The sequence below is a fragment of the Citrobacter sp. LJND-P06 genome (genome assembly GCF_058188415.1).
The window spans coordinates 3,738,323-3,754,827 of sequence record NZ_CP187317.1 but is presented as its reverse complement, the minus strand read 5'-3'; the positions used below and the strand labels follow the sequence as shown (position 1 = coordinate 3,754,827).

General features: G+C 52.8%; 14 protein-coding genes. 5 read left to right on the top strand and 9 right to left on the bottom strand.

Annotated elements, in window-relative coordinates:
• Positions 1 to 15 precede the first annotated feature (15 nt).
• Positions 16 to 759, bottom strand: a complete 744-nt coding sequence (gene zapD, locus ACO7SM_RS17790; RefSeq protein ID WP_490468610.1) for a cell division protein ZapD — start codon at positions 757 to 759, stop codon at positions 16 to 18.
• Positions 759 to 1,379, bottom strand: a complete 621-nt coding sequence (gene coaE, locus ACO7SM_RS17785) for a dephospho-CoA kinase (protein WP_490468609.1) — start codon at positions 1,377 to 1,379, stop codon at positions 759 to 761. The genes zapD and coaE overlap by 1 nt, the downstream gene beginning before the upstream one ends.
• Positions 1,380 to 1,605: 226 nt before the next feature.
• Between coaE and ACO7SM_RS17780 the strand changes: the two genes are divergently transcribed.
• Positions 1,606 to 2,649, top strand: coding sequence for a GMP reductase (locus tag ACO7SM_RS17780; protein ID WP_490468608.1), 1,044 nt, complete (start codon positions 1,606 to 1,608; stop codon positions 2,647 to 2,649).
• 38 nt (positions 2,650 to 2,687) lie between these two features.
• On the opposite strand, the gene hofC is transcribed toward ACO7SM_RS17780, so the two are convergent.
• The 4 genes from hofC to nadC form a co-directional block, all read right to left on the bottom strand.
• Complete coding sequence (gene hofC / locus ACO7SM_RS17775) at positions 2,688 to 3,887, bottom strand: protein transport protein HofC (protein WP_490468607.1); 1,200 nt, start codon at positions 3,885 to 3,887, stop codon at positions 2,688 to 2,690.
• On the bottom strand, positions 3,877 to 5,262 hold the full coding sequence (gspE, locus tag ACO7SM_RS17770; protein ID WP_490468606.1) for a type II secretion system protein GspE: 1,386 nt from the start codon (positions 5,260 to 5,262) through the stop codon (positions 3,877 to 3,879). The genes hofC and gspE overlap by 11 nt, the downstream gene beginning before the upstream one ends.
• A gap of 9 nt (positions 5,263 to 5,271) precedes the next feature.
• Positions 5,272 to 5,709 carry a prepilin peptidase-dependent pilin gene (gene ppdD, locus ACO7SM_RS17765; protein WP_490468605.1) on the bottom strand — a complete coding sequence of 146 codons (438 nt, stop codon included), beginning with the start codon at positions 5,707 to 5,709 and terminating at the stop codon, positions 5,272 to 5,274.
• 243 nt (positions 5,710 to 5,952) lie between these two features.
• The gene (gene nadC, locus ACO7SM_RS17760) at positions 5,953 to 6,846 is read right to left on the bottom strand and encodes a carboxylating nicotinate-nucleotide diphosphorylase (protein ID WP_490468604.1); all 894 of its coding nucleotides are present in this window, start codon (positions 6,844 to 6,846) and stop codon (positions 5,953 to 5,955) included.
• Between the two features lie 86 nt (positions 6,847 to 6,932).
• On the opposite strand from nadC, the gene ampD reads away from it, so the two are divergent.
• Both ampD and ampE read left to right on the top strand, forming a co-directional pair.
• Positions 6,933 to 7,496 carry a 1,6-anhydro-N-acetylmuramyl-L-alanine amidase AmpD gene (ampD, locus tag ACO7SM_RS17755; protein WP_192611097.1) on the top strand — a complete coding sequence of 188 codons (564 nt, stop codon included), beginning with the start codon at positions 6,933 to 6,935 and terminating at the stop codon, positions 7,494 to 7,496.
• The gene (ampE, locus tag ACO7SM_RS17750) at positions 7,493 to 8,347 is read left to right on the top strand and encodes a beta-lactamase regulator AmpE (RefSeq protein ID WP_490468603.1); all 855 of its coding nucleotides are present in this window, start codon (positions 7,493 to 7,495) and stop codon (positions 8,345 to 8,347) included. The genes ampD and ampE overlap by 4 nt, the downstream gene beginning before the upstream one ends.
• Before the next feature lie 87 nt (positions 8,348 to 8,434).
• On the opposite strand, the gene ACO7SM_RS17745 is transcribed toward ampE, so the two are convergent.
• The 3 genes from ACO7SM_RS17745 to aroP all read right to left on the bottom strand — a co-directional run bounded on the left by ACO7SM_RS17745 (position 8,435) and on the right by aroP (position 12,321).
• Entirely contained in the window at positions 8,435 to 9,385 is a 951-nt protein-coding gene (locus ACO7SM_RS17745) for a glycoside hydrolase family 43 protein (RefSeq protein WP_490468602.1), read from the bottom strand.
• On the bottom strand, positions 9,385 to 10,791 hold the full coding sequence (locus ACO7SM_RS17740) for a glycoside-pentoside-hexuronide (GPH):cation symporter (protein ID WP_490468601.1): 1,407 nt from the start codon (positions 10,789 to 10,791) through the stop codon (positions 9,385 to 9,387). The genes ACO7SM_RS17745 and ACO7SM_RS17740 overlap by 1 nt, the downstream gene beginning before the upstream one ends.
• Positions 10,792 to 10,947: 156 nt before the next feature.
• Positions 10,948 to 12,321, bottom strand: coding sequence for an aromatic amino acid transporter AroP (gene aroP, locus ACO7SM_RS17735; RefSeq protein ID WP_490468600.1), 1,374 nt, complete (start codon positions 12,319 to 12,321; stop codon positions 10,948 to 10,950).
• Positions 12,322 to 12,914: 593 nt separating this feature from the next.
• Between aroP and pdhR the strand changes: the two genes are divergently transcribed.
• Both pdhR and aceE read left to right on the top strand, forming a co-directional pair.
• Positions 12,915 to 13,679: a pyruvate dehydrogenase complex transcriptional repressor PdhR gene (pdhR, locus tag ACO7SM_RS17730; RefSeq protein ID WP_162381051.1), complete on the top strand. Its 765-nt coding sequence runs from the start codon at positions 12,915 to 12,917 to the stop codon at positions 13,677 to 13,679.
• A 161-nt stretch (positions 13,680 to 13,840) separates the two neighbouring features.
• Complete coding sequence (gene aceE, locus ACO7SM_RS17725; protein WP_301701433.1) at positions 13,841 to 16,504, top strand: pyruvate dehydrogenase (acetyl-transferring), homodimeric type; 2,664 nt, start codon at positions 13,841 to 13,843, stop codon at positions 16,502 to 16,504.
• Position 16,505 lies beyond the last annotated feature (1 nt).

The following is a 16,505-nucleotide window of genomic DNA, read 5'->3' as shown; positions in this document are numbered from 1 at the left end:
CCTTAAACTCACTTCTTAACAACATGCCAGCTCAAAGTCCAGGCGTTCAGGAACCAGTCCATTTTCACTGTCCAGCGGCATAAAACGGATCGCAAAACGGCTTTTATGCCCTGAAATTTGCGGATAAAGCTGTGAGTCCAGCATCAGTTGCAGACGCAACAGATCTGCATCGTCACCGTTATCCTGATAGAAACCGTTCAGACTGGTTTGCTTACGGAAAGGCGCGGAGTTACGGATCAGATCCAGGATCAGCGTCAACGCCTGGTTAAGTGGACTCAGGCTGGTAAGCCATGTTTCAACCTGAGCATCACGTTGCGATTGCGGTAGATGCAGCCAGATGTGCAGCGTTGGCAGATCAAAACTGCAGCAGCCGCCAGGAATGCTCAGGCGCTGACGAACCAGAGCGACGAGGCGATCTTCACGCAGTTCCTGCCCAATTCGCGGCGCTGAAATCAAAATGCTACCAGCCGTTTTTAATTGCTGGCGAAGGGATTCGATTCGATTTTGATCTACACCAGGCACTTCCATCCAGGCCTTAAGCTTACGCTGCTGGCGCTCAAGTTCTTTGAGAAGTTCTGTGCGCACTTCACCCCGCTCAAACACGTCCAGCAAGTCGCCGATGTTGCGGAAGAAATGCAGTGCCCCTGCATGATCGGCAATAGGGAGTTTGACGGAGAGTTGTTGAATCAGAAATTCAATGCGCAGCCATGTACGCATCTTCTCATTGAGAGGGTGTTCAAAAAGGACCTGGGTGTGCATTACTGTTTTTCCTGTGAGACAAACTGCGACGCAAGCTGTAAATAGTGCGCGTGCAGGCGTGCGACATCCGATGCAAGGGCATCCGGCGCGCCGTTATTATCAATAACATCGTCCGCCACGGCAAGACGTGCTTCACGCGTTGCCTGGGCAGCCAGAATTTGTTCAACATGCTCACGCGTCACATCATCGCGTTGCATGGTTCTAAGGCGCTGTGTCTCCGGGGTAACATCGACCACCAGTACGCGATCGGCCTTTTTGTAGAGCGCGTTCTCAACCAGCAGCGGCACCACCCAAAGCACATAAGGCGACGTGGTTTGTTGAAATTGCCGCTGGGTTTCCTGCTGGATGAGCGGGTGCAGCAAGCCGTTTAGCCAGGACTTTTCTTCTGGGGCGGCAAATATGCGTTCGCGCAAAACCCGTCGTTGCAGCGAACCGTCCGCAGCGATAACGCCTGAACCAAAATGTTCCGCAATCGCGTTAAGGGCAGGTTGGCCGGGTTCAACCACCTGGCGGGCAATAATATCTGCATCAATTACGTTGATTCCGAGGTCAGCAAATGCATTTGCAACGGTGCTTTTACCACTGCCGATGCCGCCCGTTAAGGCTACCGTATACCTCATATAATTCGATCCCGGGAAATTGATTTTGATAATCAAATGGTTAAAAGTTAAACATGCGAAGGCGAGGCTGTTGTGGGGCTTGCCCACTGTTCGCCAGGTAAATTTATGGGATTGTAGCGTAAAAAAAGAGAATTTCGCAGTCTTGCGAAGCCATGATTAGTGCGTATGATAGCGTCACTGGAGTTGTGCTCTCATTCTAATAGCCATTAACCCCAGGAATCCGCACATGCGTATCGAAGAAGATCTGAAGTTAGGTTTCAAAGACGTTCTTATCCGCCCTAAGCGTTCTACTCTCAAAAGTCGTTCCGATGTTGAACTGGAACGTGAATTTACCTTTAAACACTCAGGTCAGACCTGGTCTGGCGTCCCGGTTATTGCTGCGAATATGGACACCGTTGGCACATTTTCGATGGCTACCGCTTTGGCCTCTTTCGGTATTCTGACCGCCGTTCACAAGCACTACTCCGTTGAAGACTGGAGCGCATTTGTCAGTGAAGCATCTGCAGATGTCATTAAGCACGTGATGGTTTCTACCGGGACTTCTGATGCTGATTTTGAGAAAACGAATCAGATTCTGGCGTTGAACCCGGCACTGAACTTTATCTGCATTGATGTGGCAAACGGTTACTCTGAACATTTCGTCCGGTTTGTGGCGAAAGCGCGTGAAGCATGGCCTACAAAAACCATCTGTGCAGGTAATGTGGTCACCGGTGAAATGTGTGAAGAACTGGTGCTTTCCGGCGCGGATATCGTGAAGGTTGGGATTGGCCCGGGTTCTGTATGCACAACCCGAGTGAAAACCGGCGTGGGCTACCCGCAGCTTTCTGCTGTGATTGAATGTGCCGATGCGGCGCATGGTCTGGGCGGCATGATTGTCAGTGATGGCGGTTGTACGATGCCAGGCGATGTTGCCAAAGCCTTTGGCGGTGGCGCAGACTTCGTGATGCTGGGCGGAATGCTGGCGGGTCATGAAGAAAGCGGCGGGAAAATTGTTGAAGAGAACGGCGAAAAGTTCATGCTGTTCTACGGTATGAGTTCTGAGTCAGCAATGACTCGCCACGTAGGTGGCGTTGCGCAATACCGTGCCGCAGAGGGTAAAACCGTTAAGCTGCCGTTGCGTGGCCCGGTTGAAAACACCGCGCGTGATATCCTGGGCGGCTTACGTTCAGCCTGTACTTACGTTGGGGCATCCCGTCTGAAAGAACTGACCAAACGCACCACCTTTATTCGCGTTCAGGAACAAGAAAACCGCGTTTTCAATAGCCTGTAATCGCCTGTGCTGGCGCTACATTCAGCGCCAGCCTCTCACTACCCTCCACTCATTGCATCCCCGAGATGGAAAATGGGTAAATACATTGCCACCACCAGCGTTCCTATAATTAACCCGGTTATCACCAACAGCATGGGTTCCAGTAGTGCCGCCAGGTTATCTGCCAGGGAGAGCGTATTTTCACTGTGATGTCGGGCAAGGTTATGCAACATCGTATCCAGCGAGCCAGAGGCTTCTCCGGTTCTCACCAGTTGCAGGCATAATGGACTAAATTCTCCGGCATTTTTGAACGCCAGCCAGATGGGGTGCCCCGCAGTAATGTCGTGTTGAATTTGCGTCAGTTGTTGCGACCACCAGGGGCAAACGATTGTTTCCCTCACACTCTCCAGCCCGTGTAAAAAAGTGATGCCCGCACTTTGCGTCAGCGCCAGAATGGTAAAGATTTGAGTGAGCTTCTGTCCCCGTGCCAGACGACCAATCATCGGTGTTCGCAGCAGAAGGCGCTGGCACACGATCTGCCAGGAAGGTTTTCGCCGTAGCAGCGTATTTGCAACCGCTAACACAACACAAAGCAACGCCAGCACCCATCCCGAGGACGCTATAAAATCAGCGAATACCATCACTCCCCGCGTCAGGGTGGGTAGCGGTGTATTAAATGTTTTATAGATGGCCGCAAATTCCGGCAGAACAAAGTGCAGCATGGCGAGAACCACCAGTACCGCCATGGTTAAAATGATGATGGGATAGCGCAGCGCTTTTTTCACTTTTTCCGTCAGTAGCTGCTGCGCCTTTTGTTGGCGGGCCAGTTCAAAACAGCATTCATCAAGCTTACCCGTTAATTCTCCGGTACGAATCATCGCCTGATAGAGCGGGGGAAAGACATTTGACCATTGTGACAGCGCGCTGGAAAACGGTATTCCCTGTTCCAGGTCATGAGCCAGAACGTATAGCAATGCTCGCCATTGTCCACTGGGATGCTGCTCAGCAAGTAACATCAGCCCTTCAGAAAGTGTCAATCCGGCTTTGAGGAGCGTTGCCAGTTGGTAGATAAGCTCTGCCGTTTTTTCGGCGCGCCATTGGGCAGTTTTCACGCTTATGCGCCTGACACGAAGCGGTGTAATTCGTTGTTGCGCCAGAGCCACAAGCAACAATACCCGGTTCTCAGCCCACAACGTACCGTCTGCACCGACGCCTTCGTCGTTAAGTCCCTGCCAACGCCAGAGTTGTTTAGCTGCCATGAGGCATACCCAGAACACGGATCAACTCTTCAAATGTCGTTAATCCTTGTTCAACGGCCTGGCAGCCATTGTCGAAAAGCGAACGCATACCGGCCTGCTGGGCATGGGATTCAAGCGTTTCAATGTCAGTTCCGTTAGCAATGAGTTGCCTGAGCGCAGGCGTAACGGGCAGGACTTCGAACAGTGCCGTTCGCCCGTAGAACCCATGGTGGCAATGTTCACAACCGGGCGCCTGCCAGCGCGGTAGCCATGTGGGCCAGAGTGCGGCCGGGAGCGTTATGGAATCTCCGGTGGTATGCCGACAGTGCGGGCACAGTTTTCGCACCAGACGTTGTGCAACCACCAGCGTCAACGCTGAGGAAAGCATCCAGCGCGCCACGCCCATTTGCTGCAAACGCACCAATGTTTCAATGGTTGAGTTGGTATGCAGCGTAGAGAGAACTAAATGGCCGGTTTGCGCTGCTTTAATGGCAATTTCTGCCGTTTCTCCGTCGCGGATTTCCCCAACCATGATGATATCAGGGTCCTGGCGCAGCAGCGCACGCAATACGCCCTGAAAGGTGAGACCCGCACGAGGGTGAATTTGTGTCTGGTTGAGACCTTCAATGGGGATCTCGACAGGATCTTCTACGCTACAGAGGTTAAGGTCTGGCATGTTGCGTGTTTGCAGCGCGCTGTAGAGTGTGACTGTTTTTCCGCTCCCGGTCGGGCCTGTGACCAACACCAGTCCCTGCGGCTGCTGTAGCGCCTGAATAAAGTCGGTTAATTGAGATTCCTGCATCCCTAACGTTTTTATGTCCAGCGCCTGATTGACCTGGTGTAGCAGGCGGAGCACCACTTTCTCTCCACCCCGACAGGGAAGCGTGGCGATACGAAATGAGACTGCGCTACCGGTTAATTCGATGGTGAACTGCCCGTCCTGTGGGAGACGGTGTTCCGCGATGTCCAGATGACCCAGCACTTTCAGTCTCGCGGTCAGCGCCGTACCCGTGTCCAACGAAATATTCGGCAAGGTGTGTAACACGCCGTCCACGCGCAGTCTGATTCGGTAATGGTTTTCAGACGGTTCAATGTGAATATCAGAGGCGCGTTTTGCCAGTGCCGTCTGTAAGGTTTGATGCAGCAATCCCGCGGCGGTGGGGCTGCTTTCCGGGATTGCTGCTGACGGCGCTTGTTGGGGCTTGTGCAGATGGTTTTCCATCTGTTGTGGAGTCCAGCACGCGAGATCGATCCGTTTTTGCGTCGCGAACCGCAGCGCATCCAACAATCCCTGAGAGGGCGAGTCGACCACGGCAATATGGACAGTATCGCTATCCACATTGATGAGTACCGCCTGATGGCGCTGGCACAAGGCCTGGAGTTGAGCGTCTTTCATTATTTAACCTCAGTTGGCGTCAAAGCGAAAAACGTCTTCGCAGGCTTGCTGTAATGCGCTGTCATTTTGGGCTGCGCAAACGCGTGTCCAGCCAGAAATACCGTTAGCGTTATCCCAGCCAGGCGTCATGGTGACGCTCAGACCATTGAGGCTTTCTTGCCCGGTGAGGGTGACGACGCCTTTCGCGATGCGCATTTCTGAGATATAGCGAGTGGTCGTAGGGGAGGGAATCCCATTGGTCGTGGCATTGCACGTATCTGTTCCGCCATGATCCAGCGCGCACAGCTCCACCGCAGTGCGATAGGGGACGAAGGTTTGCAGCATGTCGGTCAGTGCCGCTTTACGCAGGTAGTTTTGGTAAGCCGGAATACCAATGGCACTTAAAATGGCGATGATGCCAATGACAACCATCAATTCAATAAGCGTGAAGCCGCGTTGCTTGTCCATTGTCTGCTCCTTGAGTTAGCTGGCGCTACTGTGGCAAACACAGGGCTGTGCATACGAGAGGCAAAAAGCAAAACGGGAAGGCGGGTTCAGGCGTTTTTATGTTGGTTTCAAAATCAGACAGCGCATTTGCGAAGAGGCTCGAAGAAATGCCGGAGGACGGCGTAACCGCGTTATCCGGCCAACAAAAGAAGTGAGGATGCCAGGCCCGATAAGCGACGCGCCATCGGGCTATGCAATCAGCGATTAGCGAAAACGCATGGAGAGATCCAGTGCGCGCACGTGCTTGGTGAGTGCGCCTACGGAGATGAAATCGACACCCGTTTCGGCAAATTCACGCAGGGTTTCATGGGTCACATTACCTGAAACTTCCAGTCGCGCCTGACCGTTAGTGCGTTTAACCGCCTCGCGCATTTGTTCTGTGTCGAAATTGTCCAGCATGATGATATCTGCGCCCGCTTTCAGCGCGTCGTCCAGTTCATCCAGATTTTCAACTTCGACTTCTACCGGAACATCCGGGTGCAGCCAGAACGCTTTTTCAACGGCCTGGCGTACGGAGCCGGAGGCAATAATGTGGTTTTCTTTGATCAGGAATGCGTCAGAAAGACCCAGCCGATGGTTCGCGCCGCCACCGCAAAGTACCGCGTATTTTAGCGCAGTACGCAGACCTGGCAGCGTTTTGCGTGTATCCAGCAATTGGGTATTTGTGCCAGCAAGCAGATCGACATATTCGCGTACCACGCTGGCAACGCCAGAGAGCGTTTGAACAAAATTGAGCGCGGTGCGTTCGCCCGTTAGCAAGATACGAGACGGGCCATCAAGTTCGAATAACGGCTGGTTGGCTTTGATGCTGTCGCCATCTGCGACATGCCAGGTGAGGCTTACATCGTCGCCTGCCAGTTGAATAAAGACCTCTTCAACCCAGCGTTTGCCGCAAAATACGCCGTCTTCGCGCGTAATAACAATGGCGTGAGAACGTGTGTTCTCTGGCAGAAGTTGCGCGGTAATATCGTTACTGGCATCAACTTCTCCGCCTAAATCTTCGCGCAGCGCCTGGGCAACAGCGGCAGGGATATCCAGATTTATGCGTTCCAACAGCGCGTCACGTCGGTAGTCAGGGTTATAGCGGCGAGGCGGCATGATAAAACTCCAATTGCTAACGAATCATAAGGTAGAAACATGCTACTCTGAACCGGATATCAGCACCACATTTAAGGAGATCTTGCATGTTGTTAGACAAGGGATGGCTGGCAGAGGCGCGACGCGTCCCCTCTCCGCATTTTGATTGCCGCCCGGATGACGAAATCCCTTCATTATTGGTGGTGCACAATATCAGCTTACCGCCCGGTGAGTTTGGTGGCCCCTGGATTGATGCATTATTCACCGGAACTCTGGATCCTGATGCCCACCCGTTTTTTGCCGGGATCGCGCACCTGCGTGTTTCTGCCCATTGTCTGATTCGCCGCGACGGTGAAATCGTTCAGTATGTTCCTTTCGATAAGCGAGCATGGCATGCAGGGGTGTCGAACTATCACGGGCGTGAGCGCTGTAATGATTTTTCCATCGGTATTGAGCTGGAAGGTACTGACACGTTGGCCTATAGCGATGAGCAGTATCAGCAACTGGCCGCAGTGACGCGTACGCTAATCGCGCTTTACCCGGCAATAACCAACAACATGACCGGACATTGCGATATCGCGCCTGAGCGGAAAACCGATCCTGGCCCGTCGTTTGACTGGGCGAAGTTTCGCGCTCTGGTCACCCCCTCGTCGCACAAGGAGATGACATGACGCTGTTTACAACATTATTGGTGCTGATCGTTGAGCGCCTGTTTAAGCTGGGTGAGCACTGGCACCTCGATCATCGGCTGGAGACGTTTTTTCGCCGCATTAAGCATTTTTCGATGCTGCGAACGCTGGGAATGACGGCGATTGCCATGGGCATCACCTTTTTGCTGCTGCGCGCGCTGGAAGGTTTACTGTTCAATGCCCCAACGCTTGCGGTCTGGATCTTGATCGGCCTGCTCTGTGTCGGCGCAGGTAAAGTTCGCCTGCATTATCACGCCTATCTGAATGCGGCTTCTCGCGATGACGCGCATGCGCGTGAGGCGATGGCCAACGAGTTGACGCTTATCCATGGTGTTCCACCGGAGTGCAATGAGCGAGAGTTTCTGCGTGAACTGCAGAATGCGCTGTTATGGATTAACTTTCGGTTCTATCTGGCTCCGTTGTTCTGGTTTATTGTCGGTGGTTCGTGGGGGCCTGTGACGCTAATGGGTTACGCCTTTTTACGCGCATGGCAATCCTGGCTGGCGCGTTATCAAAACCCGCATCAGCGTTTGCAATCGGGAGTTGATGCCATTCTGCATGTGGTGGACTGGATCCCCGTGCGTCTGGCCGGTGTGGTTTATGCCTTGTTGGGGCACGGAGAGAAGGCGTTGCCAGCCTGGTTTGCTTCGCTGGCAGATCTGCACACCTCGCAGTATCAGGTGCTGACGCGTCTGGCGCAGTTCTCACTGGCGCGGGAGTCACATACGGGCAAAGTAGAAACGCCGAAAGCCGCGGTTTCTATGGCGAAGAAGACGTCGTTTGTGGTGGTGGTAGTTATTGCACTGCTCACCATTTATGGGACATTAGTGTAGCGTTGTGCCGGATGGCGCTAACGCTTATCCGGCCTACAATGGAAAAACGTGTAGGCCCGGTAAGCATTAACGCCACCGGGCAACGACTCAGATCGTATCCGCAGGCGGGATGCCAAAATCAGGCATCCCGTTTTCCTTCCAGTGAACTAACTTCAGGCGTGTGTGACGATTCGGATCGTAGAGCGGATCGCCTTCGATTTCGGTGTAGTTACGTGCGTGATAAATCAGCACATCTTCCCCATCCGGCGTTTTTGTAAAGCTGTTATGCCCAGGACCGTACTGGCGGTTTTCATTGTTGGTGGTAAAGACCGGATGCGGTGATTTTTGCCAGTTATCCGGGTTCAACGGATCGGCATCTGCCGCAATCCACAGCAATCCCATACAGTAGTTTTCATCCGTGGCGCTGGCCGAATAGCTGATAAACAGCGTGTCGTCGTGTCGTAAAACGGCGGGGCCTTCGTTAACCAGGAAACCACGACATTCCCAGTCATACTCGGGTTTGCTGAGCATGACCGGCTCACCTTTGAGCGTCCACGGGTTGGACAGTTCAGCGAGATAAATGTTCGAGTTTCCGGCGATGTCCGGCGATTTTTGCGCCCACAGATACCACTGTTTCCCCTGATGGCTAAACGTGGTGGCATCCAGCGCGAAGGTGTCGAACGGTGTTTTGATTTGGCCTTTTTCCACCCAAACGCCAGTGAGTGGGTCGTCATTCGTGCACTCGAGGGCGAACATGCGATGCTGGAACATGCCCAAACTGTCGAGCGCCTGGGTGTGCGCGGCGGCAAAATAGATGTACCACTTATTGGCAATGCGGTGCAGTTCTGGCGCCCAGACAAGTTCGCTCATGGGGCCGCTTTCTGGCTTGCGCCACACCACAACGGGTGCGGCATCGCGCAATCCTTCCAGTGAATCGGCCCGACGGATCTCCAGGCGATCGTATTCCGGGACGGAAGCAATGAAGTAGTAATCGTTGCCGTCCTGGAGGATAAACGGATCAGCGCGTTGCTCAATAAATGGATTTGGCCAGCTGCGCATTAGGCTTTCCTTACTGTTTCAGCAGATTGAATGTCCTGATACTCGTTGAGCTCGCGGTAATTGATGCGACGTTTCTCCAGATCGGCCTGAATCTGCTGCATTAATTCGCGATCGACTTTCAACAGGCGAACCACGCCTGCCGTTATCAGATAACCCATGCCTGGAATGATGGTGAACAGCAGCATAATGCCATTGATGGCATTTTCACTTTGCGCTTTCGCTCCGGCGTCGTAGCCGTACCAGGAGAGCAGGAAACCCACCATCGCCCCGGCAATCGCCAGACCCAATTTCAGGAAGAACAGGTTGCCGGAAAAACTGATCCCGGTGATACGTTTACCTGTTTTCCATTCGCCGTAGTCATCCACGTCTGCCATTAGCGACCAGTGGAGCGGGGACGGGATCTGATGAAGAATATTGAGCAGTACGTACAGTACGACGATCATTGTTGTCGCGTGCGGGTCGAGGAAGTAAAAGGCGCAGGAGAAAATCGCCAGTACGATGTTGGTCCAGAAAAACACCTTCAGTTTGCACCAGCGGTCCGTCAGCACTTTCGCCAGCATACTGCCACCCATCATACCGACCACGCCCAGGCTGATAAACAGCGTCGCGAAATGGGTGCTCTGTTGCATAACCCAGGTGACGTAATACATGGTTGCCGCCATGCGAATAAACCCCGGGCAAACATTGCACAGGGTTAACAGCAGGATTTTAACCCACTGGTCGTTCTTCCAGACGTCTTTGAGGTCTGCTTTTAAATCATCGTTGGTCGGAACTGCCGGACGCACACGTTCACGCACGGTGGCGAAGCAAAACAAGAACATGCACATGCCGATAAAGGCCAGTACGGTCATTGCCATCTGATACCCTTTCGCTTTGTTCTCGCCGCCAAACCAGTCGGCCATCGGCAAGAGGGTGAGCGACAGCAGCAGGGTGGCGATACCCACCATGACAAAGCGATAAGACTGACAGGCGACGCGCTCTTTCGGGTCGTTGGTGATAACACTGCCTAAAGAGCAATAAGGAATGTTGATGGCGGTGTAAGTGAGAGATAACAGGAAATAGGTGACAAACGCATAGATAACCTTGCTGTTGTAGCTCCACTCTGGCGTGGTGAACATCAGTACGCTGAACAGGGCATAGGGGAAGGCAATCCACAGTAACCAGGGGCGAAAGCGCCCGTATTTGCTGCGCGTTCGGTCAGCCAAAGCCCCCATAATCGGGTCAGTGACGGCGTCAATGACGCGCACAGAAAGCAGCAACACGCCGACCAGTGCCGGAGCCAGACCAAAAATATCCGTATAAAAATAGTTAACAAACAGCATTATAGCGCCAAAGATGATATTGCATCCGGCGTCACCCATGCCATAACCGATCTTTTCTCTTACAGACAGCTTACGCGTTTCCATTGAGAATTCTCCCCCATCAGGTGTAAAGAGGATTATTCGCCCCGGTATGGGTAATTGCGTTGCAGTAAAAGGTCGCTGATATGGACAAAACAGCTATGCGCGGGAAAGTGTGAGGCAGGTAACAACCCTCACCCGGGCGGGTGAGGGTAGAGAAGATTAATGCGCTTTTACGGCTTTAGCGGTTTTCTGTTTGCACAAATAGCCGACGCCAAGGATCACCAGCCAGACCGGGATCAGCCAAACGGAGATCGCCATACCCGGCGTCATCAGCATAATCACCAGCACTGCCGCCATGAAAATCAGGCAGATCCAGTTACCTAACGGATAAAACAGCGCCGGGAAGCGGGTGGATACTCCCTGTTGCTCTTTAGCGCGACGGAACTTGATATGCGCGAGGCTGATCATGGCCCAGTTGATGACCAGCGCAGAAACCACCAGCGCCATCAGCAGACCGAACGCAGAGTCTGGCGCCAGATAGTTGATCAGCACGCACAGGGCGGTGACCAGCGCAGAAACCAGTATGGTGTTCACCGGCACGCCGCGTTTATCGACACTCATCAACGCTTTCGGCGCGTTACCCTGTTGAGCCAGGCCGAACAGCATACGACTGTTGCAGTACACGCAGCTGTTATAGACAGAAAGGGCGGCGGTCAGTACCACAACGTTCAGCGCGTTTGCCACAAAGGTATCGCCCAGTTCGTGGAAGATCAGGACGAACGGGCTGACGTCAGCGGTAACACGCGTCCATGGCATCAGAGAGAGCAGGACGGCCAGCGAACCCACATAGAAAATCAGGATACGGTAGATAACCTGGTTAGTGGCTTTCGGGATGCTTTGCTCCGGGTTATCCGCTTCTGCGGCGGTGATCCCGACTAATTCAAGGCCGCCAAACGAGAACATGATGATGGCCATCATCATGACCAGACCAGTGAAGCCATGTGGCAGGAAGCCACCTTGAGCCCACAAGTTGCTGACGCTGGCCTGCGGGCCACCGTTGCCGCTAAACAGCAGCCAGCCGCCGAACAGGATCATCGCCACAACCGCGATAACCTTAATAATGGCGAACCAAAACTCCATTTCACCGAACACTTTTACGTTGGTCAGGTTAATGGCGTTGATAGCAATAAAGAAGACGGCAGCGGAGACCCAGGTCGGGATTTCCGGCCACCAGAACTGGACATACTTCCCAACGGCGGTCAGTTCCGCCATCGCGACCAGAACGTACAGCACCCAGTAGTTCCACCCGGAGGCAAAGCCTGCGAATCCGCCCCAATATTTGTAGGCGAAATGGCTGAAGGAACCCGCAACCGGCTCTTCAACAACCATTTCACCTAACTGACGCATGATTAAAAAAGCGATAAAACCGGCGATCGCGTAACCCAGAATAATGCCGGGCCCTGCAGACTGAATAACGGAAGCGCTACCCAGGAACAGCCCGGTGCCTATCGCGCCACCCAAAGCGATGAGCTGGATATGGCGGTTTTTAAGACCGCGCTTTAGCTGCTCGCCATGCTGTTGACCATCCATCATGAAACCTCGTGTGTGGTTTTACTCTTCATACTCCAGGCTGCTGTGGCGCTGCCCGCACTATTTTGAGTCATTATTTTTGAACGACGCAGTGATGCGTGTGTAAGTTTGCAATTCCGTTTGTTGTATTGTTTTGTTTACGGTTGTGAATTCTAAAATGTTACATAAAAACTTTTGTCTTATTCAGAATAATGGTATGCGGGCGTGAATGCACCTGCTTTATGAAGGGCGGGTGACGACTTGAATAAAAAGAAACCATTTGTAAATGCCATTTCACTGAAGACACTGTTTGCAATGTGAGTATTTATTCAATCATTAAGCACTCGAAATGGATGGTTAAGCAGGTGAATCGGTTCAGATGGGATATTTTTTCGTTTCAATTACGTTAAATCTGCTTTCGCGTGGGTAAATTTAACATTTGTGCATAGTTACATGTTTGAAACGTTATTTCTGTAATCTTGTTAAAATGTGCCTGGTTTACTGATTTCAATCAAAACCTGTATGGACAGAAGGTGAATACTTTGTTACTTTAGCGTCACGAACGTGAAATTGGTAAGACCAATTGACTCTGGGCAAACGGCTTAAGACAGGGAATCATGGCCTACAGCAAAATTCGCCAACCTAAATTATCCGATGTGATTGAGCAGCAGCTGGAGTTTTTAATTCTTGAGGGGACTTTGCGCCCCGGCGAAAAACTCCCACCGGAACGCGAACTGGCAAAACAGTTCGATGTCTCCCGACCCTCCTTACGCGAGGCGATCCAACGTCTCGAAGCGAAGGGTTTGCTGCTTCGTCGCCAGGGCGGCGGGACTTTTGTTCAGAGCAGTCTGTGGCAGAGTTTTAGCGACCCACTGGTAGAACTGCTCTCCGATCACCCTGAATCCCAGTTTGACCTGCTCGAGACGCGCCATGCGCTGGAAGGCATTGCTGCATACTATGCGGCACTGCGCAGCACGGATGAAGACAAAACGCGTATTCGTGAACTCCACCATGCCATTGAACTGGCGCAGCAGTCCGGCGATCTGGACGCAGAGTCCGACGCCGTTCTCCAGTATCAAATTGCGGTCACTGAAGCGGCGCACAATGTGGTGTTGCTCCATTTACTGAGATGCATGGAACCGATGCTGGCGCAAAACGTTCGTCAAAACTTTGAATTACTGTATGCGCGTCGGGAGATGCTGCCGCTGGTAAGCGGTCACCGTACCCGCATTTTTGAAGCGATTATCGCCGGGAATCCAGAAGAGGCGCGTGAAGCGTCGCACCGTCACCTGGCGTTTATCGAAGAGATTCTCCTGGACCGAAGCCGTGAGGAAAGCCGTCGTGAACGCGCCTTACGCCGCCTGGAGCAACGAAAGAATTAGTGATTTTTCTGGTAGAAAGTTAACCAGAAGATGTTGTAAATCAAGCGCTATTTAACGCGCGGCAACTAAACGCAGAACCTGTCTTATTGCGTTTTCCAGCGAAAATGCAATGGGACAGGTTCCAGATAACTCAACGTATTAGATAGATAAGGAATACCCCCATGTCAGAACGTTTCCCAAATGACGTGGATCCGATCGAAACTCGCGACTGGCTACAGGCGATCGAATCGGTCATCCGTGAAGAAGGTGTTGAGCGCGCTCAGTATCTGATTGACCAGCTTCTTTCTGAAGCCCGCAAAGGCGGCGTGAAAGTAGCGGCAGGTGCAGGGGCCAGCAATTATGTAAACACTATTGCCGTTGAAGATGAGCCGGAATACCCGGGCAATCTGGAGCTGGAACGTCGTATTCGTTCTGCTATCCGCTGGAACGCCATCATGACGGTGCTGCGTGCATCTAAAAAAGACCTTGAGTTGGGTGGCCACATGGCATCCTTCCAGTCTTCCGCAACCGTTTATGATGTTTGCTTCAACCATTTCTTCCGTGCGCGCAACGAGCAGGATGGCGGCGACCTGGTGTACTTCCAGGGCCACATCTCCCCGGGCGTCTACGCACGTGCATTCCTCGAAGGCCGTCTGACTGAAGAGCAGATGGACAACTTCCGTCAGGAAGTGAATGGCAAAGGCCTGTCTTCTTACCCGCACCCGAAACTGATGCCGGAATTCTGGCAGTTCCCGACCGTCTCTATGGGTCTGGGCCCAATCGGTGCTATCTACCAGGCTAAGTTCCTGAAATATCTGGAACACCGTGGCCTGAAAGATACCTCTAAACAAACCGTTTATGCCTTCCTGGGTGACGGCGAGATGGATGAGCCAGAATCCAAAGGTGCGATCACCATTGCTACCCGTGAAAAACTGGACAACCTGGTCTTTGTTATCAACTGTAACCTGCAGCGTCTTGACGGCCCGGTCACCGGTAACGGCAAGATTGTCAACGAACTGGAAGGCATCTTCGCAGGTGCTGGCTGGAACGTGATTAAAGTGATGTGGGGCGGTCGTTGGGATGAGCTGCTGCGTAAAGATACCAGCGGTAAACTGATCCAACTGATGAACGAAACCCTTGACGGTGACTACCAGACCTTCAAATCCAAAGATGGCGCTTACGTTCGCGAGCACTTCTTCGGTAAATACCCGGAAACCGCAGCGCTGGTCGCTGACTGGACTGATGAGCAGATCTGGGCACTGAACCGTGGTGGTCACGATCCGAAGAAAGTTTACGCTGCACTGAAAAAAGCGCAGGACACCAAAGGCAAAGCTACCGTCATCCTCGCCCATACCATTAAAGGTTACGGCATGGGCGACACCGCCGAAGGTAAAAACATTGCGCACCAGGTGAAGAAAATGAACATGGACGGCGTGCGTCATATCCGCGACCGTTTCAACGTTCCAGTCACCGATGAGCAGGTTGAAAAACTGTCTTACATTACCTTCCCGGAAGGTTCTGAAGAGCATACTTATCTGCACGCTCAGCGTCAGAAACTGCACGGCTACCTGCCGAGCCGCCAGCCGAACTTCACTGAGAAGCTGGAACTGCCGACCCTGGAAGACTTCGGTGCGCTGCTGGAAGAGCAGAACAAAGAGATCTCCACCACTATCGCTTTCGTTCGTGCCCTGAACGTGATGCTGAAGAACAAGTCGATTAAAGATCGTCTGGTTCCGATCATCGCTGACGAAGCGCGTACTTTCGGTATGGAAGGTCTGTTCCGTCAGATCGGTATTTACAGCCCGAACGGCCAGCAGTACACCCCGCAGGACCGTGAGCAGGTTGCTTACTACAAAGAAGACGAGAAAGGTCAGATCCTGCAAGAAGGTATCAACGAGCTGGGCGCAGGTTCTTCCTGGCTGGCCGCTGCAACCTCTTACAGCACCAACGATCTGCCGATGATCCCGTTCTACATCTACTACTCCATGTTCGGGTTCCAGCGTATCGGCGACCTGTGCTGGGCAGCAGGTGACCAGCAGGCTCGCGGCTTCCTGATCGGTGGTACTTCCGGTCGTACGACGCTGAACGGCGAAGGTCTGCAGCACGAAGATGGTCACAGCCATATTCAGTCTCTGACTATCCCGAACTGTATCTCTTACGATCCGTCTTACGCGTACGAAGTTGCGGTCATCATGCACGATGGTCTGGAGCGCATGTACGGTGAGAAACAAGAGAACGTTTACTACTACATCACCACGCTGAACGAAAACTACCACATGCCGGCAATGCCAGCAGGTGCCGAGGAAGGTATCCGTAAAGGTATCTACAAACTCGAAACCCTCGAAGGTAGCAAAGGTAAAGTTCAGCTTCTGGGCTCCGGTTCTATCCTGCGTCACGTCCGTGAAGCAGCGCAGATCCTGGCGAACGACTACGGCGTAGGTTCTGACGTGTATAGCGTCACCTCCTTCACTGAACTGGCGCGTGATGGCCAGGATTGTGAGCGCTGGAACATGCTGCACCCGCTGGAAACTCCGCGCGTTCCGTACATCGCTCAGGTGATGAACGACGCTCCGGCTGTGGCATCTACTGACTATATGAAACTGTTTGCCGAACAGGTTCGTACTTATGTACCGGCTGATGATTACCGTGTACTGGGTACCGACGGTTTCGGTCGCTCTGACAGCCGTGAAAACCTGCGTCACCACTTCGAAGTTGATGCTTCCTATGTGGTTGTAGCGGCACTGGGCGAACTGGCTAAACGTGGCGAAATCGATAAGAAAGTGGTTGCGGACGCAATCGCCAAATTCAACATCGATGCAGAAAAAGTTAACCCGCGTCTGGCGTAAG

Coding starts and splice junctions, on each gene's coding strand:
- coaE (WP_490468609.1), bottom strand. CDS start 1,379: ATGAGGTATACGGTAGCCTTAACGGGCGGCATCGGCAGTGGTAAAAGC.
- aceE (WP_301701433.1), top strand. CDS start 13,841: ATGTCAGAACGTTTCCCAAATGACGTGGATCCGATCGAAACTCGCGAC.
- ppdD (WP_490468605.1), bottom strand. CDS start 5,709: ATGGACAAGCAACGCGGCTTCACGCTTATTGAATTGATGGTTGTCATT.
- gspE (WP_490468606.1), bottom strand. CDS start 5,262: ATGAAAGACGCTCAACTCCAGGCCTTGTGCCAGCGCCATCAGGCGGTA.
- nadC (WP_490468604.1), bottom strand. CDS start 6,846: ATGCCGCCTCGCCGCTATAACCCTGACTACCGACGTGACGCGCTGTTG.
- ACO7SM_RS17780 (WP_490468608.1), top strand. CDS start 1,606: ATGCGTATCGAAGAAGATCTGAAGTTAGGTTTCAAAGACGTTCTTATC.
- zapD (WP_490468610.1), bottom strand. CDS start 759: ATGCACACCCAGGTCCTTTTTGAACACCCTCTCAATGAGAAGATGCGT.
- ACO7SM_RS17745 (WP_490468602.1), bottom strand. CDS start 9,385: ATGCGCAGCTGGCCAAATCCATTTATTGAGCAACGCGCTGATCCGTTT.
- ampE (WP_490468603.1), top strand. CDS start 7,493: ATGACGCTGTTTACAACATTATTGGTGCTGATCGTTGAGCGCCTGTTT.
- pdhR (WP_162381051.1), top strand. CDS start 12,915: ATGGCCTACAGCAAAATTCGCCAACCTAAATTATCCGATGTGATTGAG.
- hofC (WP_490468607.1), bottom strand. CDS start 3,887: ATGGCAGCTAAACAACTCTGGCGTTGGCAGGGACTTAACGACGAAGGC.
- aroP (WP_490468600.1), bottom strand. CDS start 12,321: ATGATGGATGGTCAACAGCATGGCGAGCAGCTAAAGCGCGGTCTTAAA.
- ACO7SM_RS17740 (WP_490468601.1), bottom strand. CDS start 10,791: ATGGAAACGCGTAAGCTGTCTGTAAGAGAAAAGATCGGTTATGGCATG.
- ampD (WP_192611097.1), top strand. CDS start 6,933: ATGTTGTTAGACAAGGGATGGCTGGCAGAGGCGCGACGCGTCCCCTCT.